The sequence below is a fragment of the Parasphingopyxis sp. genome (genome assembly GCF_052168275.1).
Classification (GTDB): domain Bacteria; phylum Pseudomonadota; class Alphaproteobacteria; order Sphingomonadales; family Sphingomonadaceae; genus Parasphingopyxis.
Genome location: NZ_JBQLZM010000033.1, coordinates 30,352 through 52,673 on the forward strand (window position 1 = coordinate 30,352; position 22,322 = coordinate 52,673).

At 65.8% G+C, this 22,322-nt stretch carries 25 protein-coding genes and 1 pseudogene; 6 read left to right on the forward strand and 20 right to left on the reverse strand.

Annotated features, from left to right (window positions below):
• Nucleotides 1-4: 4 nt before the first annotated feature.
• The 4 genes from ACTS1X_RS02845 to ACTS1X_RS02860 all read right to left on the reverse strand — a co-directional run bounded on the left by ACTS1X_RS02845 (nt 5) and on the right by ACTS1X_RS02860 (nt 3,261).
• The gene (locus ACTS1X_RS02845; protein WP_442612873.1) at nt 5-925 is read right to left on the reverse strand and encodes a cation diffusion facilitator family transporter; all 921 of its coding nucleotides are present in this window, start codon (nt 923-925) and stop codon (nt 5-7) included.
• A 69-nt stretch (nt 926-994) separates the two neighbouring features.
• On the reverse strand, nt 995-1,771 hold the full coding sequence (locus ACTS1X_RS02850; RefSeq protein ID WP_442612874.1) for a hypothetical protein: 777 nt from the start codon (nt 1,769-1,771) through the stop codon (nt 995-997).
• 156 nt (nt 1,772-1,927) lie between these two features.
• The gene (locus tag ACTS1X_RS02855) at nt 1,928-2,716 is read right to left on the reverse strand and encodes a hypothetical protein (protein WP_442612875.1); all 789 of its coding nucleotides are present in this window, start codon (nt 2,714-2,716) and stop codon (nt 1,928-1,930) included.
• Nucleotides 2,717-2,838: 122 nt separating this feature from the next.
• Nucleotides 2,839-3,261: a DUF1801 domain-containing protein gene (locus tag ACTS1X_RS02860; protein ID WP_442612876.1), complete on the reverse strand. Its 423-nt coding sequence runs from the start codon at nt 3,259-3,261 to the stop codon at nt 2,839-2,841.
• A 93-nt stretch (nt 3,262-3,354) separates the two neighbouring features.
• On the opposite strand from ACTS1X_RS02860, the gene ACTS1X_RS02865 reads away from it, so the two are divergent.
• The 4 genes from ACTS1X_RS02865 to ACTS1X_RS02880 all read left to right on the forward strand — a co-directional run bounded on the left by ACTS1X_RS02865 (nt 3,355) and on the right by ACTS1X_RS02880 (nt 6,302).
• On the forward strand, nt 3,355-4,593 hold the full coding sequence (locus ACTS1X_RS02865; RefSeq protein WP_442612877.1) for an argininosuccinate synthase: 1,239 nt from the start codon (nt 3,355-3,357) through the stop codon (nt 4,591-4,593).
• 156 nt (nt 4,594-4,749) lie between these two features.
• Nucleotides 4,750-5,103 carry an ArsR/SmtB family transcription factor gene (locus ACTS1X_RS02870; RefSeq protein ID WP_442612878.1) on the forward strand — a complete coding sequence of 118 codons (354 nt, stop codon included), beginning with the start codon at nt 4,750-4,752 and terminating at the stop codon, nt 5,101-5,103.
• Nucleotides 5,100-5,558 carry an ArsI/CadI family heavy metal resistance metalloenzyme gene (locus ACTS1X_RS02875; protein ID WP_442612879.1) on the forward strand — a complete coding sequence of 153 codons (459 nt, stop codon included), beginning with the start codon at nt 5,100-5,102 and terminating at the stop codon, nt 5,556-5,558. Before ACTS1X_RS02870 ends, ACTS1X_RS02875 begins: the two co-directional genes overlap by 4 nt.
• A gap of 36 nt (nt 5,559-5,594) precedes the next feature.
• On the forward strand, nt 5,595-6,302 hold the full coding sequence (locus ACTS1X_RS02880; protein ID WP_442612880.1) for an aquaporin: 708 nt from the start codon (nt 5,595-5,597) through the stop codon (nt 6,300-6,302).
• Nucleotides 6,303-6,312: 10 nt separating this feature from the next.
• Here ACTS1X_RS02880 and ACTS1X_RS02885 read toward each other — a convergent pair whose 3' ends face one another.
• From ACTS1X_RS02885 to ACTS1X_RS02900, 4 genes are all read right to left on the reverse strand, one after another.
• A complete protein-coding gene (locus tag ACTS1X_RS02885) occupies nt 6,313-7,836 on the reverse strand; it encodes a hypothetical protein (protein WP_442612881.1) in 1,524 nt (507 codons plus the stop codon).
• A 5-nt stretch (nt 7,837-7,841) separates the two neighbouring features.
• Nucleotides 7,842-8,492 (reverse strand): class I SAM-dependent methyltransferase, encoded by a 651-nt coding sequence (locus tag ACTS1X_RS02890; protein ID WP_442612882.1) that lies wholly within the window; start codon nt 8,490-8,492, stop codon nt 7,842-7,844.
• Complete coding sequence (locus ACTS1X_RS02895) at nt 8,489-9,505, reverse strand: glycosyltransferase family 2 protein (RefSeq protein WP_442612883.1); 1,017 nt, start codon at nt 9,503-9,505, stop codon at nt 8,489-8,491. Before ACTS1X_RS02895 ends, ACTS1X_RS02890 begins: the two co-directional genes overlap by 4 nt.
• Before the next feature lie 124 nt (nt 9,506-9,629).
• Nucleotides 9,630-10,028 (reverse strand): GtrA family protein, encoded by a 399-nt coding sequence (locus ACTS1X_RS02900; RefSeq protein ID WP_442612884.1) that lies wholly within the window; start codon nt 10,026-10,028, stop codon nt 9,630-9,632.
• A 106-nt stretch (nt 10,029-10,134) separates the two neighbouring features.
• On the opposite strand from ACTS1X_RS02900, the gene ACTS1X_RS02905 reads away from it, so the two are divergent.
• Nucleotides 10,135-11,901 carry an AcrB/AcrD/AcrF family protein gene (locus ACTS1X_RS02905; protein ID WP_442612885.1) on the forward strand — a complete coding sequence of 589 codons (1,767 nt, stop codon included), beginning with the start codon at nt 10,135-10,137 and terminating at the stop codon, nt 11,899-11,901.
• Here the strand turns inward: ACTS1X_RS02905 and ACTS1X_RS02910 are convergent.
• The 9 genes from ACTS1X_RS02910 to ACTS1X_RS02950 form a co-directional block, all read right to left on the reverse strand.
• Entirely contained in the window at nt 11,879-12,520 is a 642-nt protein-coding gene (locus ACTS1X_RS02910; RefSeq protein ID WP_442612886.1) for a MarC family protein, read from the reverse strand. The genes ACTS1X_RS02905 and ACTS1X_RS02910 overlap by 23 nt on opposite strands.
• Nucleotides 12,517-13,134, reverse strand: a complete 618-nt coding sequence (locus tag ACTS1X_RS02915) for a hypothetical protein (protein WP_442612887.1) — start codon at nt 13,132-13,134, stop codon at nt 12,517-12,519. Before ACTS1X_RS02915 ends, ACTS1X_RS02910 begins: the two co-directional genes overlap by 4 nt.
• Nucleotides 13,131-14,021, reverse strand: a complete 891-nt coding sequence (gene folD / locus ACTS1X_RS02920; protein WP_442612888.1) for a bifunctional methylenetetrahydrofolate dehydrogenase/methenyltetrahydrofolate cyclohydrolase FolD — start codon at nt 14,019-14,021, stop codon at nt 13,131-13,133. Before folD ends, ACTS1X_RS02915 begins: the two co-directional genes overlap by 4 nt.
• 16 nt (nt 14,022-14,037) lie before the next feature.
• A complete protein-coding gene (locus tag ACTS1X_RS02925) occupies nt 14,038-14,334 on the reverse strand; it encodes a YggT family protein (RefSeq protein WP_442612889.1) in 297 nt (98 codons plus the stop codon).
• Between the two features lie 90 nt (nt 14,335-14,424).
• On the reverse strand, nt 14,425-15,342 hold the full coding sequence (argB, locus tag ACTS1X_RS02930; RefSeq protein ID WP_442612890.1) for an acetylglutamate kinase: 918 nt from the start codon (nt 15,340-15,342) through the stop codon (nt 14,425-14,427).
• Between the two features lie 60 nt (nt 15,343-15,402).
• Nucleotides 15,403-16,002, reverse strand: a complete 600-nt coding sequence (locus ACTS1X_RS02935; RefSeq protein WP_442612891.1) for an exopolysaccharide biosynthesis protein — start codon at nt 16,000-16,002, stop codon at nt 15,403-15,405.
• Between the two features lie 7 nt (nt 16,003-16,009).
• Nucleotides 16,010-17,152 (reverse strand): epoxide hydrolase family protein, encoded by a 1,143-nt coding sequence (locus ACTS1X_RS02940; RefSeq protein WP_442612892.1) that lies wholly within the window; start codon nt 17,150-17,152, stop codon nt 16,010-16,012.
• A 10-nt stretch (nt 17,153-17,162) separates the two neighbouring features.
• Entirely contained in the window at nt 17,163-17,765 is a 603-nt protein-coding gene (locus ACTS1X_RS02945; protein ID WP_442612893.1) for a class I SAM-dependent methyltransferase, read from the reverse strand.
• Nucleotides 17,762-18,631 carry a 3-hydroxyacyl-CoA dehydrogenase NAD-binding domain-containing protein gene (locus ACTS1X_RS02950; RefSeq protein WP_442612894.1) on the reverse strand — a complete coding sequence of 290 codons (870 nt, stop codon included), beginning with the start codon at nt 18,629-18,631 and terminating at the stop codon, nt 17,762-17,764. Before ACTS1X_RS02950 ends, ACTS1X_RS02945 begins: the two co-directional genes overlap by 4 nt.
• A 66-nt stretch (nt 18,632-18,697) precedes the next feature.
• Between ACTS1X_RS02950 and ACTS1X_RS02955 the strand changes: the two genes are divergently transcribed.
• Complete coding sequence (locus tag ACTS1X_RS02955; RefSeq protein WP_442612895.1) at nt 18,698-19,735, forward strand: DUF1176 domain-containing protein; 1,038 nt, start codon at nt 18,698-18,700, stop codon at nt 19,733-19,735.
• A gap of 10 nt (nt 19,736-19,745) precedes the next feature.
• Here ACTS1X_RS02955 and egtD read toward each other — a convergent pair whose 3' ends face one another.
• The 3 genes and pseudogenes from egtD to ACTS1X_RS02970 all read right to left on the reverse strand — a co-directional run.
• Complete coding sequence (egtD, locus tag ACTS1X_RS02960) at nt 19,746-20,711, reverse strand: L-histidine N(alpha)-methyltransferase (protein WP_442612896.1); 966 nt, start codon at nt 20,709-20,711, stop codon at nt 19,746-19,748.
• Nucleotide 20,712: 1 nt separating this feature from the next.
• Entirely contained in the window at nt 20,713-21,984 is a 1,272-nt protein-coding gene (egtB, locus tag ACTS1X_RS02965) for an ergothioneine biosynthesis protein EgtB (protein ID WP_442612897.1), read from the reverse strand.
• 216 nt (nt 21,985-22,200) lie between these two features.
• Nucleotides 22,201-22,322: pseudogene (locus ACTS1X_RS02970) on the reverse strand (cob(I)yrinic acid a,c-diamide adenosyltransferase); the annotation flags it as partial.

A 22,322-nucleotide genomic window follows, 5' to 3' on the forward strand; every position in this document is an offset into this window, starting at 1 on the left:
ACTCTCAACACTGCTCGCACCGGCCAGCTCCGTCCCCGCGTTCGATCTGGATCGTCGAATGGCTGATATGGAACCGGTTTTCCAGCGCGGACTGGACCCGTTTGAGAAACGCATCGCCCGGATGGCCGCCGGGCATGACGATATGCGCGGTCAGCGCAATCTCGGTGGTGCTCATATTCCAGATGTGGAGGTGATGGACGTCCGCCACGCCGTCCATGTCGCGCAGCATATCGCGTACCTCGTCGCTATCGATATGGTCGGGCACGGCAGCGAGCGACATTTTGACCGAATCCCGCAACAATCCCCAGGTGCTGAGCAGGATCACCAGCCCGATGACAAGACTGGTCACGGGGTCGATCCAGCTCGCGCCGGTCAACAGGATCAATACCCCCGCTATCACAACGCCTGCCGACACCGCGGCATCGGCCGCCATGTGCAAGTACGCGCCGCGGATATTGATATCGCCCTTGCGTCCCCGCGCGAAGAGCAGCGCCGTCGCCCCGTTGATCACGATCCCGATCGCCGCGACGATAATGATCGTGCCGCCCGGGACGGGGGCCGGATAGACGATGCGCTGGATCGCCTCGAGCGCGATCAGACCGACCGCGATCAGCAGCAGCACGGCGTTGAACAGCGCGGCGAGGATCGAGGAGCCGCGAAAGCCGAACGTATAGCGCTTGCTCGGCGGCCGCTTGGCCAAGGTCGCCCCGGCCCAGGCGATGATCAGACCGAGGACGTCGGAAAGATTGTGCCCGGCATCGGCGAGCAGCGACATCGATCCGATCGCGAAACCATAGCCGGCCTCGACGACGATATAGGCCGTGTTGAGCGCGATTCCGATCGCGAAGGCGCGGCCGAAATCGGTCGGCGCATGGCTGTGTCCGTGCCCATGGTCATGATCGTGATGCGAATGCCCCGCTCCCATGGCGCGGACATAATCGCAAAAAGCCGGGTTATGCTAGGACATTGTGATACCGGGATAACGTGGCGCCGATCAGGCGGGAGGCGTCGCCGGTTCGTTGCGGCCGATGTTCAGGCTGGCCGGATCGAGATTGCACTCGACGGACACGGCCCGTGTCCGTTGTATCTCCTCTCCCGTCTCGCGATCGACCTTGCGGGTTTCGGTGGCGCGGAGCACGCCGCAGCTTTCCCGGAAATTGCCCTGCAGCGTCTCCGCGGGACGCTCTTCGGCATCGATATCCGGATGCAGCGCGCTGACTTCCCGATAGCGGTCGACCAGCCAGGTCTCGGGATGGATGAAGACATAGCGCTCGAACCCGTCCTCCATCGCGACATGGAGGACATAATAGTCGATGCCGTCGATCTCTTCGCGGCCGAACAGGGAGGCGCGGTGGCCGCGCGACGCCAGGTCATGGAGCCCGAACAGGTTGAACTCGATCCCATGGGCCAGCGCCTGACGGGCGATCGGCGTGGTTTCGACGAATTCGGCCCCTACCCCCGCCTGCTGCCAGCCGCCATCGCCGTCGATACCCTCGCTGAACATCCGCTCGCCGCCCGCATAGATATCGACCCGCACCCGGCCTTCCCGGGTGGCCCGATAATCGCCGAATATGGTGAATCCGGGCTCGATCACTTCGGGCCGGATCCGGATATTCTCGAGCGCATCGATCGCTTCCGCCCCGCCGATCGCGTCGACATGCCGCGCGATCACCTCGTCCGCCGTCAGTCCGGCCTCCTGCTCCGCCGGTCCGCCGCAACCCGCCAGCGCAACCGCGGCCGCCACGCCGAAAATCGCTTTTCCGTGCCCCATGCGGCATCCTCCCGATCGGCAAATCTCTTAATTACGACTAATGTCTCTTTTGCCGCCTAGCAAGCGGTTCGGCCGAACAGATATGTCGCCGAACGAAAAGAGCCGGCGCATTTCTGCCCCGACTCTTCCCTTTTCCGCTATGGGAGCGGGAACTGTTCAGCGGCGCTGGCGGCGCTCTGCGCGCATCGCCTGGCGCGCCGCTCGGCGCTCTTCGCGGGTCACCACACCGTCATTGTCGGCATCCGCGCGCGCGAACATGGCGAGCGGACGAACCGACATCTCGGCGAGCGTCAAAGCGCCGTCACCATCGGTATCCATGCGATCGAACCGGGTGGTGCCGCGATCCGCCCGGCCGGCCGCCGCGGCGCGCTGCCGCATCCGATCGCGCCGTGCGGCGACCATCGTTTCGAACTCCGCGGCATTGAGCGCGCCGTTGCCGTCGGCATCGGCGGCCTGCCACGCCTGGTTGCGCCGCTCGATCCGCATCACGCGCCGCGACGGCCGGGTTTCGACCGGCGCGCTTTCAGCGCGGCCCTCCGCCATGCGCGCCATGTCTTCGGTGCTGACCTGCGCGCGCATGTCGCGATGTTCGGCCATGAGGTCGCTCCGCCGCACGCCCCGGCGTTCGATGCGCGCGGCGGCTGCGGCGTCGCGTTCGGCGATGCTGATTTCGCCATCGCCGTCCACATCCATCCGCGCAAAGCGGCGGGCCTGGCGCTCGGCCTGGCGAACCGCGCGATACGCGGCAGCCTCCTCGCGGCTGACGGCACCGCTGCCGTCGGCATCGGCCGCGGCAAACCGCTCGGCGATCCGGTTTTCCATCTGCGCGCGGGTCATGGGTTCGGACCAGTCGCGACCGCCGTGCGAATTGGCGATCGCGGGAATGGCCAGTAGCGACGCCGTCACCGCGAATGACACCAACCCGATGGTGAGGGAACGATCCACAAACTCAACTCCTGCCAATGTCGGCCCATGGTATCGGCCGGCGCAATTCATCCTTGAGTTCTACATAGGGATCGACCCCTGTATCCCGGTTTAACGCGGCCGATCAGTTCGTCGACGGAATCTCACGCCGTATCGTAATTGGCGCGCATATAGGCCAGCGACGCCGTCACCAGCTCCTCGAGCACATCCATATCGATATCGTCGAGCCGCTTCACATAGAGGCAGGACTTGCCGGTCTTGTACTTGCCCAAACGCGCCATGATCTCCTTATGCCGGGGGAAGCCGCCCATGATGTACAAGGTGAGCGCCGTCTTGCGCGGGCTGAAACCGGTGAGCAGGAAATCCCCCTCACGACCGCTTTCATACTTGTAGTGATACTGGCCGAAGCCGATGATCGACGGGCCCCACATTCTGGGCTTTTCGCCGGACAGGCGCTCCATCAGCGCGCACACGGTTTTCGCGTCCTCGCGTTTCCAGTCGGGCTCCACCGCATCGATGAAATCCGCCGGACTTTTCTCGGTCGGCTTCGTCTTGTTCCCGGCCATCGGACATCCTCCCCATCACTGGTGTTGCGCGAATCCCGCTTAGCGCATAGGCCGCGTCGGTCTGTTCCATACCGCAATACGGGAAGCGTGCCGATGGCCGAGAAGATCAACCGCCCAGAGATAAAGAAGGTCGTCCTCGCCTATTCGGGCGGGCTCGACACCAGCGTCATCCTGAAATGGCTGCAGGTCGAATATGGCTGCGAGGTCGTGACCTTCACCGCCGATCTCGGCCAGGGCGAAGAGCTGGAGCCGGTGCGCGGCAAGGCGCAGATGGCCGGCGTCAAGGACGAGCACATCTTCATCGACGACCTGCGCGAGGAATTCGTGCGCGACTATGTCTTCCCGATGTTCCGCGCCAATGCGGTCTATGAAGGACTGTATCTGCTCGGCACCTCGATCGCCCGGCCGCTGATCTCCAAGCGCCAGATCGAGATCGCCCACCAGGTCGGCGCCGACGCCGTCGCCCATGGCGCGACCGGCAAGGGCAACGACCAGGTCCGTTTCGAACTCGGCTACTACGCGCTCGACCCGGACATCACCGTGATCGCCCCCTGGCGCGAATGGGACCTGACGAGCCGGACCAGGCTGATCGAGTTCGCCGAAGCGCACCAGATCCCGGTGTCGAAAGACAAGCGCGGCGAAGCGCCCTTCTCGACCGACGCCAATCTCCTCCACACCTCCTCGGAGGGCAAGGTACTCGAGGATCCGTGGGAAGAGACGCCGGACTACGTCTATTCGCGGACGGACAATCCGGAGGATGCGCCCGATACGCCGCACTATGTGGAGATCGATTTCGAGCATGGCGACGCCGTGGCGGTCGACGGCGAGGCGCTCTCCCCCGCCAGCCTGCTCGCGAAGCTCAACGATCTCGGCAAGATGCACGGCATCGGCCGGCTCGACCTCGTCGAGAACCGCTTCGTCGGGATGAAGTCGCGCGGCATGTACGAGACGCCGGGCGGCACGATCCTGCTCGCCGCACATCGCGGAATAGAGCAGCTCACGCTGGATCGCGGCGCGATGCACCTCAAGGACGAGCTGATGCCGCGCTATGCCGAACTCATCTATAACGGGCTGTGGTTCAGCCCCGAGCGCGAGATGCTGCAGGCGGCGATCGATCACAGCCAGAAGGACGTGACCGGCACGGTGCGGCTCAAGCTCTACAAGGGCTCAGCGGATGTCGTCGGCCGCAAGGCGGATGTCGCGTACAATCTCTACAGCCAGGATGTCGTGACGTTCGAGGACGATGCCGGGGCCTATGACCAGCGCGATGCGGAAGGTTTTATCAAGCTCAATGCGTTGCGGCTGAGGCTGCTCGGGCGGCGCACGCGTTAGTTCGTCAGAATTTCCCTAACGGGAAATCGCGGCGCCGCGCTCGACCGAAAGGTCGAGCCTGACACAAGTATCTCATCAATAACTACGCCTACACCAAGAGCGCCCGGGCGACCGCCGCCACTTGACATATTTCGATGATTCTGGAAATATCGAAATATGAAAGACGCGACCGACTCCCTGCGCGAACGGCAAGCGGTCGACGCACTCGGAGCGTTGGCGCAGACCCATCGACTCGCCCTGTTCCGGCTGCTCGTCCAGCGCGGCGAGCCCGGCATGGCGGCGGGCGAAATCGCGGACCGGCTCGCCATGCCCGCCAGCTCGCTCTCCTTCCACCTCGCCCATCTCGAACGATCGGGGCTGGTCAGCCGAACGCGCGACGGACGGTCGCTCATCTACCGCGCGGACTATGCGGCGATGAACCGGCTCGTCGGCTATCTGATGGAAAATTGCTGCGGCGGGAAAGGCTGCGTCACCACGCTCTCCAGCTCCCTCGAAAGGATCGCTTCATGAAACGACTGCATGTCCATGTCGGCGTCGACAATCTCGACGCCTCGATCGCCTTCTACTCGACCCTGTTCGGCACCGAGCCGAGCGTGACCAAGGACGATTACGCCAAATGGATGCTCGACGATCCGCGCGTCAATTTCGCGATCTCGGCCGGCAACCATGCGCGCACCGGCGTCGAACATCTCGGCATCCAGGCCGAGAACGCCGACGAACTCGCCGCGATCTACGGGCAGCTCGAAAAGGCCGGACGGCCGGTGCTTGAGGAGGGCGAAACGACCTGCTGCTACGCCCGGTCGGAAAAGAGCTGGGTCAGCGATCCGGACGGCGTCGTCTGGGAAACCTTCCTGACCCATGGCGAAGCGACCCATTATGGCAGCGGCCCCTCGGCAGCGCAGGTCGCCGCGCTCGATGATGCCGGCGCCAAGCCGGGGACCGCCGGCTGCGGCTGTTGCGCCTGATCCGAACGATTGCGTGAAAACCGATCGCGAGACGGCATGTCCGAGGAAATGATCCGCGACGAGCAGCCGCGCGCCGCCCTCCATCCGGGCCTCCCCCGGCGGCTGACCGCCGAGGCGATCGGTTCCTTCTTCCTGTTCTGCGTCGTGATCGGCTCGGGCATCATGGGAGAGACGCTGTCGGGCGGCAATGTCGCGCTCGCGCTGCTCGGCAACACGCTGGCGACCGGCGCGATCCTGTTCGTCATCATCCTGATCTTCGCGCCCTTGTCGGGGGCGCATTTCAATCCGGCGGTCACGCTGGTCGCGTTCGTCCGCCGCGAACTGCCCGCGCGTGAGGCATCTTTCTACATTCTCGCGCAGCTCGCCGGCGGGATCATCGGCGTCTGGGCCGCGCATCTGATGTTCGATCTCGACATCCTGCAATTCTCGTCCAAGACGCGCACCGGCTCCGGCCAGTGGGCGGGCGAGGCGATCGCCACTTTCGGCCTCATTCTCACGATTCTCGGCGCGGTCCGCCATCGCCCGGCCTGGATCGCCCCGGCGGTCGGCCTGTATATCGGCGCCGGATACTGGTTCACGAGCTCGACGAGCTTCGCCAATCCCGCGATCACCGTCGCCCGCGCCCTGTCCGACACTTTCGCCGGCATCGCGCCGGCCGATGTCGCGCCCTTCCTCGCCGCGCAGATCGCCGGCGCGCTGCTGGCCGCGCTGCTCGCCGGCTGGCTGTTCGCCGAACCGCGCTAGATTTCGGTTGTCATTCGGGGCGGTGGATCGTGCGCCCGGCGAGAACCGCGCGCTGCGGATAGGCCCGGTAGATCGCATCGGCCACCGCCGGATTGTAGCGCTCGTCGAACCGCTCCCCGCCGCGCTCTCCGGCCGTGACAAAAAAGGCGAAATGGCGCTGCCCGATCAGCGCGACGAATGGCGCTTCGTCCCATACGCCGGTCGAAGCAAGCTCGGCGAAAATGGCCGATTCCCAGAGCACCGGCTGCCCGGCGCGGATCACGACCACCATGTCATCGGAGATGACGGGGCGGTCCGCCGCGCGGATTTCGGCTTCGAGCGCCGCCAGCTCGCGGTTGCGCTCGGGATCGCCGATATCGGCATAGGGCAGCGTCGGCAGGATCAGGAGCTGGATGGCCAATGCGCCGGCGACGATTTCCGGGCCGAACGGCCTGCGCGCCTGTCCTTTCTCCGCTTCCGCGGACGTCGCGATCCGGTCGTGCACGGCCAGGCCGCAATAGATGCAGACCAATCCGAGCCATTCGATGAAATAATTGACGCTCGAACCGGATTTCCCGACGAGGAGCAGCATGGCCGTCGTCAGGATGACATAGAGGCCGAGCATGGTCCGGGCCGCGATTTGCGGATCGGCATCCGCCGACCGGCGCGCGCGCCACAGGGTGCGCAATTGCGGAAGGCGCGAGGCGAAACCCAGCGCCCCGACGGCGACGATCAGCGCATGGCCGCCGGCGATATCGAGGATCCAGCCCAGCCGGTCGGGATCGAAGCGATTGACGTTGTAGAGAAAGACATGCCGCAGAAATCCGCCATCGGTCAGCCAGGCCAGGACGCCGAGCGCAACGAGCCCGGCGACGACGCAGGTTGCGATCCCCGCGATCGCGAGGCGGGGGCGAACGAGCAGCAGTACGAGAAAGGCCGCCGCCGGCGCCGCGATCATCGTCTGCTTGGTGAAGACGGCGAGAACGAAGGCGAGGGCGGCGCAATGGATCAGCCAGCTCTTGTCCAACGCGCGCAGCGCGAAATAGAAACCGGCAAAGCTGAGCGCGAAGGCCAGCATGTCGACCCGCATCAGCGGCGCCCAGATCTGGACCGGAAAGGTTGCGAATATCAGCAGGCCGGCAATCGCCGCGCACACGATCGCGACCCAGCCGCGGCCCCCGTCGCGGCGCGCGAATTCGAGACAGATCAGCCCGGCGAACAGGGCGAACAGCGCTGTCGAAAGCAGCGAAACGAGCCGGCCGGCGGCAAGCCCGTCCAGCCCAAGTCCCGCCAACGCGTTGCTCAGCAGGTGGAAGAAGGGCGTATAGTGGTAGACGATCGCCGGGAAGCCGTGAATATCGCCGAAGGCCTCTTCGGTGAACAGCTGGCGTGCCTGATGCCAGACGATCCCTTCGCCATAATCGAGCTCGTACCGATAGGCGACGGCGCGCACGGCCATCAGGACGAACTCGCCGAACGTCCAGACGAGCATCGCCCCGAGCGCGACCAGCGCGATCCGGGTCGGCCATGGCAAGGCGCGCAGCGCCGCGATCATGGACGCTAGGCCTTCGGGCGGGCGACGAGCAGCATCTGCTTGCCCATCGGCTTGACCGGCGAGGCGAGATAGGCGCCGACCAGGATGGGCCAGGTCGGCAGCCGCGACTTCACCGTCAGCGGCAGGAAGCGCGGATGCACTTCGAGCACCTCGTAACCATGCGCGGTCAGGAAGTCGGCAAGCCCGATATGCGACCACACCGTGACATGCGTGTAATCGTCGAAATATTCCCGGGACGCATAGCGGTAGTTCGGCTGGAGCGTCGTGAGCGTCCCGCCGGCTTTGAGCTTCGATTTCAGCTGCGCGAGAGTCGCGGCGAGATCGTCCTGGCTGATATGTTCGAACAGGTTGCTCGAAAAGGCATAGTCGACGCTGTTATCCTCGATGGCCGACAGATCGCTGACCGGTCCGACGATCGGCTCGACATCGGGGCCGACGTGCAGCGGCATCCTGTCCCACAGGTCGAGCGCGATGCGCCGTTTCGCGCGCACATTGTTGATGAACTCGCCATAGCCGGCGCCGAGATCGAGGACGCAATCCTCGGGACCGATATGTTTCGAGAAATGATAGCGCCAGAGCGCCTTCCAGACGATGTCGCGCTTCGGATCGGCGGCGAGCCGCGATTCATGATAGCCGGACGGATCGAGCGCGCTCATGTCGCGGGCCGTTTCCAGCCGAAGACGAGGCCGAGGATCATCCTCGAACCCACGGTCAGGCCGCGCCAGTTGTTGATGTTGCCCCCCTTCGACACGCCGACGCGCGGGTGGAAGGTGATCGGGCATTCGAGCAGCACATTGTCATGGGCCAGGGCGGTATCCAGGAAATGGGCGTTGAATTCGAGGTTCACCGCCGGGTTAAGCTTCGGCAGCAGTTCGAGCAAGGCTTCGCGGCGGCACAGCTTGTAGGTCGTCCCGACATCGGTGATCGTGCCGCGGCCCAGATGCTTGAACTCGAGCAATTTGCCGACAAAGACGTTGCCATAATACATGAAGGTGGAAAGCTGCGTCTCATACTGGCGCAGCGGCTCGACGGTCCGCGTGCCGTTCACGATATCGGCGTGCGGCGCATAGGCGAGCAGCTTTTCGATATCATAGGCGCGGAAGGTCAGGTCGCCCTCGCACAGCACGACGAACTCGGTATCGGCATATCGCGCCGCCTCGGTCAGGCAGCGATGGACGCAGCGGCCATAGCCCGGCGCGAGCTCGTTGAAAGTGATGGCGCCCGCCTCTTCGGCGCGTTCGAACGTCCGGTCGCTGCTGTTGTTGCTGACGACGATCACCCGTTCGACCAGCGGATGCGACAGGAAATCCTCCACCGCGTCGGCGATGCTGAGCTCGTCATTGTAGGCGGTCAGCGCGACGGTGACGCGGCGGCGTTCGACCGGGATATATCGTACCGGGCGATCGGGCTTTTTGCGGCTCATGAAGTAGAGAAGGTCGAGCAGGGCCATGGCGATGCCGATCACGATCGGCACACCCGAATACCAGACCAGCCATTCGGCCACCGGATCGAGCCATTCGCGCAGCCCGAGCAGATAGCGCGGGAAGACGAGCAGCACGCCTGTGAGATACATGACGATACCCAGACAGAAGACCAGCACCCCGTACATCAGGATCGGCGTGTGGGGGCGGCTGGGTGTCTTGAAGGCTGGAAGCCCTGGATTGGCCATCGATACTGGTGTCCCGCTGTTGCGAGCCCGCCCCCGTTCGCGAAAGGGTCGAGAGCGGCTCCGTCACCTTCGAGGGGTAAGCGAAGAAGGTTAACGAACCTTCAATCCGCAGGCGCCGCCGTGGTCAGCCGCCGAAAGTCCAGCGGCGGTTCAGGTAGAAGCTGAGCCAGGGCGTGACGAAGATGATCGGCAGCAACGGCCAGGACGGCGACAGCCCCCAATGCACGGTGATCAGCCAGACCCAGAAGCTGTTGAGCGCGAAACCCGCCAGATTGACGGCCAGGAAAAAGGCCATGGCGCGTACCGGCCGGTCGCGCCGCCCATGGCCGGCAAAGCTCCAGCGCGAATGGACGACGAAGCCGAGGATCAGCGTCGTGACGAACGCCATGCTGTTGGCGATCAGCGGGTGGATCCCGACCGGGACCGCCGCCGTCCAGTATATCGCCGAATAGAAGAGCGTGAGCGCGCCGCCGCTGATCGCATAGCGGACCATCTGGCGCAGCAGTTCGTTCGAGCGGAACATGGCGTTTATCATTATGGTGATGCGCCATAAGACAAGATGGTTAATCTTTCTTGCCTATGGGCAGGGCACTTCGCGGGCGACCGGGAATGAGAGCCGAGAGGGGTGAATGACGGAACTTGCCGAAAGCCGGTGGCTGAACGATCGTTGGATTAGCGGCACATTGGCCGTCTGGCTGGCCATCGCCGTACTGATGATCTTCGCGCGGATGCCCGATATCGCCGCGCTGGCGCTCGGCGATACCGACGACAATTTGCGGCTGGCGCAGGTGCGCGCCTTGCTCGGCGGCCAGCCCTGGTACGACCTGACCCAGTACAGGCTGGCGCCGCCGGCCGGCGCGAACATCCACTGGTCGCGCCTGCCGGACCTGCCGATCGCCGGCCTCGTCCTGCTGCTCGAACCGCTGCTCGGCAGTGCGGCGGCCGAGCGCTGGGCCGTGGCGCTCGCACCGCTCCTCCCGTTCGCCATCGGGCTGTTCGCGATCGCGCTCATCGCCCGCCGGATCGTGGCGCCGATCGCCTGGCCGATCGCGATGCTCGCGACCCTGTGCGCCGGCATATTGATGCCGATGTGGCTGCCGCTCCGAATCGACCATCATGGCTGGCAGCTCGCGATGCTCGCCGTCGCGATCGCCGGCCTTGTCGATCCGCGCGCCGCGCGCGGCGGCGCGACGAGCGGGATCGCCAGCGCCCTGTCGCTGACGATCGGGCTCGAGATGCTGATCTTCCTCGGACTGGTCGGCGCGGCGACCGCGCTGTTCTGGGTGCGCGACCGCTCCGAAAGCCCGCGCATCGCCGCCTATGGCGCGGCGCTGGGCGGCGGCGCGGCGATCGGCTTCGCGCTGTTCGCCTCCGGTGCCAACCGCCTCGCCGTCTGCGACGCGCTGTCGCCGGTCTGGCTCTCCGCCGTCGCCGCGGCCGGCGCGCTGCTCGTCCTGCTCGCCGTGCTGCCGTTGCGCAACCCGGCCGCCCGGCTGGGCCTTGGCGGCCTCGCGGGCGCGGCGCTGGCGATCGGCTTCGCGCTGGCCTGGCCCGATTGCCTCGGACGACCCGAAGGCGTGAGCGCCGAACTGCAAGCGCTCTGGCTCGACAATGTGCAGGAAGCCCGGCCGCTCTACCGGCAGGACTGGCGCAAGGCGCTGCTGATCCTCGCACTGCCGCTGTCCGGCCTGGCCGGCTATGCGATCGGTATCGCCGGCGCGCGGAGAACCGGCAAAGGGCTGGCGGCGATGCTCGCGCTGTTCGCCATCGCGCTGGCGAGCTTCGCGCTCCTGTTCTGGCAGGTGCGCACCGCGCCGGCCGCCCAACTGCTGGCCATTCCCGGCGCGACGATGCTCGGCATGTACCTGCTCCCGCGCTGGCGCGCGTCGGCGCACATGCTGCCGCGGGTCGGCGGATCGCTCGCGGCGCTCGCGCTGATGACCGGGCTGTGGGCCGTCGTCCCGATCATCGCCTTTCCCGAACCGGCCGAGACCGAACAGGGCGATAGCGGCACGCTGACCTGTTCCGAGCGCGCGGCGTTCGAACCGATCCGCGCGCTGCCCGATGCGACGATCCTGACGCCGATCGACCTTGCGCCCCGCCTCATCGTGATGAGCGGACATAACGGCATCGCCGGCCCCTATCACCGGAACGGCGCGGCGATGCTCGACGTGTTCCACGGGTTTCAGGGCACCGAGGCGCGGCTGCGCGAGACGGTCGACCGCTACGGCGTCGGCTATATCCTGCTCTGTCCGGGGATGCCGGGCGAGGGGCATTACGGGCTCGACGATCCGGCCAGCAGTTACGCCCGGCTCAGCGGGGGCGAACCGCCCGACTGGCTGGAGCCCGTGGCCTTGCCGGCGAACTCGCCCTTCACCCTGTGGCGGGTAGATTGATCCCGAAGGCGCCGACCAGCCCGTCGATGATGAACTGCGCGGCGAGCGCCGCGAGGACGACCCCCAACAGGCGTGTGATCACCGCCTCTATCCGCTGACCGAGCAGCCGCATCAGCGGCCCAGCGGCGAGCAGGGCCAGCAGCGTCAGCAGGAGGATAATGCCGAGCGCGGCCAGCACGACGAGCGACTCCTCGACTCCCCGGCTGCGCGCTTCGAGCAGCATGATCGAGGCGATCGTGCCCGGGCCCGCGATCATCGGCATCGCCATGGGAAAGGCGGATACGTCTTCGATCTCCGGCGTGTCGATGATCTTCTGCGCCCGGTCCTCGCGCCGCTGGGTGCGCTTTTCGAAGACCATTTCGAAGGCGATCAGGAAGAGCATGATGCCGCCGGCGATCCGGAACGCATCGAGCGTGATGCCGAGAGCGCCGAGCAACTGTTCCCCGAGCAGTGCGAAGAAAACGAGAATGAGCGTGGCGATCAAGACCGCGCGAAACGCCATCGCCCGCCGCTGCTGCGGTGTGGCGCCGGTCGTGAGGCTCGCGAAGATCGGCGCGCAACCCGGCGGATCGATGACCACGAAGAAGGTGATGAGCGCGGAGACGAACAGTTCGGTCATGGAATGCGCACCGGCCTGTCGTGAACGAAGACGGAATCCATCGAATCGCCGTCGAACAGCCGGATTTCGAGACGCGTGCCGCCGGACCCGCGATCCTGCCAGGACCAGCGCAACGTGCCATCGGGCGACGCGCCGCCGGTCACCGGCCCCGCCTGCGCGACCGCCGGGCGGCGGAACCGCTGCGGCAGATCCGCGCATGACGCCTGACGAACGGCCGGTTCTTCTCCGGCGGGGATCGGCGCGGCGAGATCCTGTCCGTCGTCGAGCCGCCATCGCCAGCTGCCGTCCTCCTGCCTTTCCCAAACCGTGACGAAATAGCCGTGCCGCGGGCCCGGCCGCACCCAGGGACCGGTGTTGACGACCATCGATCCGTCGCAGGAGACGAAACTGCGCGCCGGCCACCAGCGGACCGCGACCGGCGGATTCTCGAGGCCGTCGAGCGCCGTATGCGCATCGACCGGGTTTGGCGTAAACATGACCGCACCTTCGGCGGCAAAGGCGCGGAACGCGGTCCACTGCCCCTCGGTCTGCGCCATCTCGGCAAAGGCGCGCTCGGCTTCGACCGCGCCGTCGGCGGGCGAGGCCAGAAGCAGCAACGCCGCAATCGCGCTCACAGGCCGTCCGCCGCCGCGAGACCGGCCCGCGCCCGGGCCGCGACCAGCGTATTGCGCAGCAGGACGGCGATCGTCATCGGGCCGACCCCGCCGGGGACCGGCGTGATCGCCTTCACATGCTCGGCCTCGGCGAAGGCGACATCGCCGACCAGCCGGCCCTTCTTTCCTTCCTCGGTCGGCGCCAGCCGGTTGATCCCGACATCGATCACGACCGCGCCGGGCTTCAGCCAGTCGCCCCTCACCATCTCGGGGCGACCGACGGCAGCGACGACGATATCGGCGTTGCGGACGATATCCGGAAGGTTGCGCGTCCGGCTGTGCGCGATCGTGACCGTGCAGTTGGCGTTGACGAGCAGTTGCGCCATCGGCCTGCCGACCAGCTGCGAGCGGCCGACGACGACGGCGTCGAGCCCGGTCAGGTCGCCGAGCCGGTCGTGCAGCAGCATCATGCAACCGAGCGGCGTGCACGGAACCAGTCCCTCTTCGTTGTTCGCGAGCCGGGCGACATTCGTATCGGTGAGACCGTCGACATCCTTTCCGGGATCGATCGCCGCAACCGTCGCGGCTTCGTCAAGCCCGTCGGGCAGCGGCAGCTGGACCAGGATGCCGTCGACCCGATCGTCGGCATTGAGCCGCTCGACGAGCGCGACGAGCTCTGCCTGAGGCGTCGATGCGGGCAGAACGTGCTGGAAACTCTCCATCCCGGCCGCCACGGTCGCCTTGCCTTTGGAGCCGACATAGACCTGGCTCGCCGGATCGTCGCCGACGAGGATGACCGCAAGGCCCGGCTTGCGGCCCGTGGCCTCGACAAATGCGGGCACCTGCCCGGCGATCCGCTCGCGCAGGCCGGCGGCGAAGGCCTTGCCGTCGATGATCTCGGCTGTCATGCGCCCCCTCGTATCGCTACATGCCCACGGCTTGCAGCTGCAGGCTCATCAGGAAGCGAGCCAGCAGGTGCAGCAGCAGAATGACGACGATCGGCGAGAAGTCGATGCCCCCGAAATCGGGCATGAAGGCGCGCACCGGCCGATAGAGCGGATCGGTGATCCGTTCGAGCAGATACAGGAACTGGCGGACGCCGTTATTGTGCGTGTTGATCACGTTGAAGGCGACGAGCCAGCTGAGCACCGCCTGGATGATGATGATCCAGATCAGGATATTGATGAGCAGAATGATGACGCCGAGCAGGGCGGGGACCATGGATATGACTCCTCGGGAACTGTCTCCCGCATCTAGCGATTGCGCCTTACCGATTCAACACAGCCATCCACCGATGACTGCGGTGATCGACTAGAGGGTGCGGATCATCGTGCCCGCGCCGCGACGGGTGAATATCTCGAGCAGCATCGCATGCGGAATCCGCCCGTCGAGTATGACCGCCGCCTCGACCCCGCCTTCGACCGCCTTCACGCAGGTTTCGAGCTTGGGAATCATCCCGCCCGACACGGTGCCGTCGGCCTGCAACTGGCCGATCGTGTCGGGCGAGAGATCGGTGAGCAGCGCGCCCTGCCTGTCGAGCACGCCCGGGACGTCGGTGAGAAGGAACAGGCGCGCCGCGTCCATCGCGCTCGCCACCGCGCCGGCCATCGTATCGGCGTTGATATTGTATGTCTGGCCGGTGGCATCGACGCCGACGGGCGCGACGACGGGGATCATCCCGGCATCGGAAATCGTGTCGATGACGGACCGATCCACCACCGCCGGCTCGCCGACAAAGCCGAGATCCACGGCCTTTTCGATCAGGCTTTCCGGATCGCGCACCGTGCGCCGCACCTTTTCGGCGCGGACAAACCTGCCATCCTTGCCCGAAATGCCGATCGCCCGGCCGCCGGCCTGCCCGATCCAGCTGACCAGTTCCTTGTTGATCGCGCCGGACAGCACCATTTCGGCGATACGCGCCGTTTCCCCGTCGGTCACGCGCAGTCCGTCGACGAACTCGCTTTCGACGCCGAGCTTTTCGAGCATCGCGCCGATCTGCGGCCCGCCGCCATGGACGACGACCGGGTTGATCCCGACCGCCTTGAGCAGAACGACATCCTCGGCGAACTCGCGCGCCGCCTTGGCGTCGCCCATCGCATGGCCGCCATATTTGACGACGAAGGTCGCGCCGGCGAACCGCTGCATATAGGGCAGCGCCTCGACGAGCGTCTCGGCCTTGGCGAGCTGCGCGGGATCGGGGGCGTGCCCGTCTGCGGATATGTCGGTCATGCCGTTTCCTTGCTGTGCGGCGCGCTTCTAGACGCTCTTCGGGTCCCAGCGCAATCGGCGCTAGCCGCCACCGCCGAACGGCCACCAGATGAAGGTCAGCACGAAGGTCGAGGCGGTGAGCAGGAAGCCGATCAGCATCATCAGCCCGTCGCGCGCGGTCAGGCCGACCCCGAAGATCAGCATCGCGACACCGGGCAACGTGACGGCGAAGGGCACGAATTCCAACGGCACCATCGTCAGCGACAGGAAGATCAGGCACAGCGACGCGAACAGAAGGGCGACCCGGCCGGTCGCCCATTCCAGGCGCGGCTGGATCAGCCGGTCTAGCCGTTCGAGCGTGCCATGCGCCTTGTCGCGAAACGCCTCGGCCTTCTGCTTGTCGAAACCGGTATCGAGCATTCGCCGGGGCACCCAGGGATGCGCACGGCCGAACACGATCTGCACCGCGAGCAGCACGATCGCCGCGCCGAGCGCGATCGGCAGGCCGGGCACGCTGCCGATCGGGGAGATGATGACGAGCGAAATCATGACGAGCACCGGGCCGAAGCTGCGCATTCCGAATTCGTCGAGCATGTCCTGCAGCGAGATCTTGTCGCCCCGGGCCGACTCGATGGCTTCGTCGAGCACGTCCTCCAGCGGATGGTCGCTCCGGTCTTTCATGCGGGGCTCAGTCCATCACCCGGAACGCCGCGCGCACTTCGCCGACAAAGGCTTCCGGCCGCTCCATCGCGGCGAAATGGCCACCCCGCTCGACGCTTTCGAAATAGACGATGTTCCTGAAGCGCGTTTCCGCCCAGCGGCGCGAGGCGCGCATGATCTCGTGCGGAAACAGGCTGCAGGCCGCCGGAATATCCACGGGATCGAGATTGGGATTGCCGAAACTGTGCCAGTAGAGCCGTCCCGACGAGGCGCCGGCATTGTTGAGCCAGTAGAGCATGACATTGTCGAGCAGCCGGTCGCGATCGAAGACATTCTCCGGATGACCGTCGCAGTCCGACCAGTCGTGGAATTTCTCCATGATCCACGCCATCTGGCCGACCGGGGAATCGGCCAGCGCATAGCCGAGCGTCTGCGGCTTCGTGCTCTGCTGCTTGGAATAGCCCGCGCCCTTGTCCCGATAGAGAGCAAGGCGCGCGAGGGCGGTCTGCTCTTCCTCGGTCGGGTTCTCGAGAACCTCTTTCGGCGGCGCCGCGACGATCATGTTGAGATGGATGCCCTTGCAACCGCCCTTGTCCTGCGCGCCGATGGCCGACGTCACCATCGCGCCCCAATCGCCGCCCTGGGCATACCAGCCGTCATAGCCGAGCGCGGTCATCAGCTCGTGCCAGCTCTCCGCGATCTTCTGGACCGTCCAGCCGGTCGCCGCCGGCTTGCCCGAAAAACCGTAACCGGGCAGCGAGGGGATCACGAGATGGAACGCGTCTTCCGCCTTGCCGCCATGCGCGACCGGATCGCTGAGCGGCCCGATCGCGTCCATGAACTCGACGACCGAACCCGGCCAGCCATGGGTCATCAGCAGCGGGCGCGCCCCCGGTTCGGGCGAGCGGACATGGAGGCAATGGATGTCGACGCCGTCGATCTCGACGAGATGGTTGGGCCAGGCGTTCAACGCATCTTCGCAGCGCCGCCAGTCATAACCGTCGCGCCAGTAATCGACGAGCTCGCGGACATAGGCGAGGGGAATGCCCTGCTCCCAGTCGTCGACGGTTTCCTTTTCGGGCAGGCGGGTGCGCGCTAGGCGATCCTTGAGATCGTCGAGCTCGGCTTGATCGATCCTGATCTCGAAATCGCGGATGTCACCCAACGTCATCGTCCCTCTCCTATTTGACCGCCATGACCCTGTGCCAATCGATGGCCGGTCCGCAACTCTGAAGGCCCGGCCCGGTCGCAAGATCGATCGAGGCCCAGCGGGCTGTACTCTCATAGGCGCCGATCAGCCATTGCCGGTCGGGAAAATTGAAATACCGGCCGAGCTCGTCATACCCTTCCGCCTCACCAGCCTTGTAGCTCGCTTGGAATAGACCGCCCGGCCGCAATGCGCGATGCACGTTGCCGAGAACGTTCGGCAGATGGGAGCGGCGTACATGCAGCAGGCATGCCTCGGCCCAAATCCCGTCATAGGCCGCCATGGCCGAGAGCTCTTCGAAACGCATGGCGCGAACCGGATGCCCGAGATAAGCTGCCGTGTCGGCCGCAATCTCCGCGCATCCATCGGTCGCATCGACGTCGAACCCGGCCGCGATCACCTCCTTCGTGTCGCGCCCGCCGCCGCATCCCAGCTCCAATATTCGCGCACCGCGCGGCAGCCGGGCGAGGAAGTCGCCCAGCTTCAGGCTCGTGCGAAAACGGCGATGAGCGGCACAAACATCCCGCCACTCGGCCTGGTAAAAGGCCAGCGTTGCAGGGTCCTCGCCCCCGCTCACCGCGTCGGCTGCGGCGTGTCGCCCGAATAATCGTAGAAGCCCCGGCCCGTCTTGCGGCCGAGCCAGCCCGCCTCGACATATTTGACGAGCAGCGGCGCCGCGCGGAACTTGGGGTCGCCGGTGCCCGAATAGAGGACATTGGCGATATGGAGGCAGGTGTCGAGCCCGATGAAATCGGCCAGTGTCAGCGGCCCCATCGGATGGTTGAGGCCGAGCTGGCAAGCGGCATCGATATCCTCGATCCGCGCCACGCCTTCGCCGAGCGCGAACGCGGCTTCGTTGAGCATCGGAATCAGCACCCGATTGACGATAAAGCCCGGCGCGTCGTTGGCATGGACCGTCCGCTTGCCGAGCGCGGTCGCGTATGTCTCGACGAGGTCGACCGTCTCGTCCGACGTCGCCAGTCCGCGGATCACCTCGATCAGGCCCATCAGCGGGACTGGGTTGAAGAAATGCACGCCGATAAAGCGGCTGGCATCGGTCGAGGCCTGGGCGAGCCGCGTGATCGAGATCGACGATGTGTTCGAGGCGAGCACCGCCTTGTGCCCGAGGATCTTCCCCACGTCCTCGAAAATCTTGCGCTTGATGTCCTCGCGCTCGGTCGCCGCCTCGATGACGAGCCCGGCGCTGGCCATCGGCGCGAGATCGCCGACCGGTTCGATCCGTTCGAGCGCGACGTCGCGTGCCTGCGGTTCGAGCTTGTCCTTCTCGACCAGCCGGTCGAGCTGCCGCGCGATGCCGTCGCGCGCCTTTTCGGCGACCTCCCTGGAGACATCGGAGAGCAGGACCCGATAGCCGGCCTGTGCCGAAACCTGCGCGATCCCCGTGCCCATTTGCCCCGCCCCGATAATGCCGACTGCCTGCATGATTGTCCTTTCTCGCTGTGATCCGCGTCACTATCGTCTGGCGCCGCCCTAGGCTAGACTGACGATATGGCTTTCGGCCTCTTCACCCTTTTCGCCGCCGCCCTGGCGAGCCCCGACCCGGCGATCGGCCAGCAACGCAATTTCGGCGACTGGGCGGTCGGCTGCGACAATGGCTGGGCGTGCGAAGCGATCTCGCTGGCGTCCGAGGACTGGAGCATCGGCGACGGCTTCTCGCTGACCGTGCGTCAGGGCGGCGGACCGAACGGCGATAACCGGGTCGGCCTTCGTGCTTTCGAGGATATCGAGACCAACCGCATCGCCTTGCATATCGACGGCGAACCGGCGGCGGTCGCCGAACGGTCCGATGGCGACGAACTGTTTCATTTCGAACCCGGCATCGTCCGGAACCTGCTCTATCGCATCGCCCAGGGCCGGACGGCCGAACTGTACGACGAAGCCGGCGGATCGCTGGGCCGGATATCGCTGTCCGGATCGCGCGCCGCGCTGCTTTACATCGAAGACCGGCAGGGCCGCGCCGGCACGGTGTCCGCATCGGCGGCGGTCGGCGACGAACCGGTATCGACCATTCCCGATCCGCCCGCCATCCCGACGATCACCGCCATGCCGGTGGCGGCCCGGTTCGGCGAGATAGCGGCACCGTTGTCCGATGCCGACGCGCGCGCCCTGCATACTGCCCATGAATGCGACGGCGGACCGGACGAACCGATCCGCAGCGACGCGTTCATACTGTCCGACGCGGCCGATCTCATCCTGATCTCCTGCAGCCGGGGCGCCTATAATTTCAGCGACATCGCCTTTGTCCGCCGGGACGGGGAGGTCCAGCCGGCCCGGTTCGATCATGTGTTCGCCTGGGGCGATGCGCGCGACGTGCCCTTTCTGGTCAACAGCCACTGGAATCCGCAGGACGGGACGCTCGGCACCTATGCCAAGGGCCGCGGGATCGGGGATTGCGGTACCGCCGAACGGTTCGTCTGGGACGGCGCGATGTTCCGCCTGATCGAACGGCGCGAGATGAACAGCTGCCGCGGCAGCGCGCACTGGATCACGGTGTATCGTGCGAATGTCCGCTGGATGACGCCCTGAAGAGACCAAGTCACGGCGCGGACCGTTCGGGCTGCGCCTCGGCCAGGATCAATGCGAACTGATCGGCATCGTCGGTCCATTCGCGGACCATCGTCCAGCCGCCTGCGCGCAGCAGGATGCGCGCATCGCGCTTGCCATATTTATGGCTGTTTTCGGTGTGGATCGTCTCGCCCTCGGCCATTTCGAAGCGCTGACCGGCCACCGAGAAAGTCACATCGCGCCGTGCTTCGATATGCATCTCGATCCGCGCCAGCATGTCGTCCCAGATCGCCCGGTGCCGGAAGGCGTCGACAGGGATATTTCCCGCAAGCTCCCGGTTGATCCGTTCGAGCAGGTTGAGGTTGAACGCCGCCGTCACGCCCGCGGCATCGTCATAGGCGGGAACGAGCACATCCTCTCCCTTCACCCGGTCCATCCCGATCAGCAGCATCGCGCCGGTGCCCAACGTCTCCTTCATCGCACGCAGAAAATCGACGGCCGAAGGCGGGTTGAAATTGCCGATCGTGGAGCCCGGAAAGAAACCGAGTTTCGGCATGCCGGCGATCGAGCCGGGCAGCGGAACCGGATGGGTGAAGTCGGCCTCGACCGGATGGACGAGAAGGCCGGGAAAATCGGCGCTCAGCGCCTCGGCGGACTCGCGCAGAAAATCTCCCGAGATATCGATCGGCACATAGGCGGCCGGATCGATCGCCTCGAGCAACAGCGGCGTCTTCGCCGAAGAACCCGAGCCGAACTCGACCACGGCGCGATCCGGGCCGATCGCGTCTCCCAGCGCGCCGGCATTGCCGGCGAGGATCGAGCGTTCGACCCGGGTCGGATAATATTCGGGGAGCTCGGTAATCTCTTCGAACAGTTCCGAGCCGCGCAGATCGTAGAACCAGCGGGCGGGTATCGCGCGCGGCCGCGTTGCGAGCCCGGCGAGCACATCGTCGCGAAAGGCGGGATCGACGCCCGCATCCAGTTCGATATCGGCCATGTCAGAGGTCTCTTGCGAGGCGAAGACCCGCGAACTGCCAGCGCATGTGCGGATAGAAGAAGTTGCGGTAACTGGCCCGGCCATGGCCGCGCGGCGTGCCGCAGCTTGCGCCCTTCAGGACGTACTGGCCGACCATGAACTTGCCGTTATATTCGCCGACCGCCCCCTTGGCCGTGCGGAAACCGGGATGCGGCATATAGGCGCTGCCCGTCCATTCCCAGACATCGCCGAACATCTGGCGCAGTCCCTCGCCGGGGCCGACGGGCCGCGGGCGGACATCGCCGGGGCGGTCGAGCTGGTTGCCGGCGCCCGAATCGAGCCCGGCGGCCGCGACTTCCCATTCTGCCTCGGTCGGCAGGCGGTAGCCGGTCCAGCGGGCAAAGGCGTCGGCCTCGTAATAGCTGACATGACAGACGGGCGCGGCAAGATCGAGCGGGCGGGCGCCGGCCAGCCCGAAGCGATACCATTGGCCGTCGTCGCGCTTGCGCCAGTAGAGCGGCGCGGCGATCCGGTTCTCCCGGACCCAGGCCCAGCCCTCGGACAGCCAGTGTTCGTGATTGCCGTATCCGCCATCCTCGATAAAGGCGATCCACTCGCCCGTCGTGACGAGCCGGTCCGCAATCGCATGCGGGTTGAGATAGACCGTGTGGCGCGGCCCTTCGCAATCGAAGGTGAAGCCCTCTTCATCGCACCCGATTTCCGCCTCGCCTTCATGGCCCCTGATCCAGCACAGTTCGCCGGGCGATTCCCGGGTGCCCAGCGGCGTCGCCTTGAACATCGCCGGTTCGAGCGGATTTTGCGCGAACAGGTGCTGGATATCCATCAGGAGCAGTTCCTGATGCTGCTGCTCGTGATGGAGGCCGAGTTCGAGCAGAGCGCGCGGCTCGTCTCCGAGATCGGGCAGCGCCGCGACGACCGCATCGTCGACATGGCGGCGATAGGCAAGCACCGCGTCCAGTGCGGGCCGGGTGATCATCCCGCGCCGCGCCCGGACCTGCCGCTCGCCCTCGGCTTCGTAATAGCTGTTGAACAGGAACGGCCAGTCATCGTCGAACAGCGCATAATCCGGCACATGATCGCGCAGGATGAAGGTCTCGAAAAACCATGTCGTATGCGCGAGATGCCATTTGGCCGGCGAGGCGTCTTCCATCGACTGCACGGTGGCATCGGCATCGGAGAGCGGCGCGGCGAGCGCCTCGGTCAACGCCCGGACATCCGAAAAGCGCGTTGCGAGGCTGCTGGCCGCAAGGGAGGGGATTGCGCGCGTCGCCATGATTCGTCTCCAAGCATCCCCGTTCCGGCGACCAGGGTCAACTGACACTCGTCGCAAAGTTCACCCACGTCACGCGCCGGTGTGGCGGACGACCCTAACCCGTAAACATTTCATTTTCTTGTCGAAAAAACGCGACAGGCTGTCGGGCTTTTCCGCACTTGAAAGGGAACGTAACAGGAACGATTGGCGAAGGAAAGCCGGGTCTGCGCGCGCCAGCTAGCGCGTTGCGCCCGGCACCCAGAGGATATCGCCCTCGCCGTCCGCATTGATCGCGCGCGCCATGACGAACAGATGGTCGGATAGCCGGTTGATATAGGCGAGCGCCTGCGGGTTCAGGC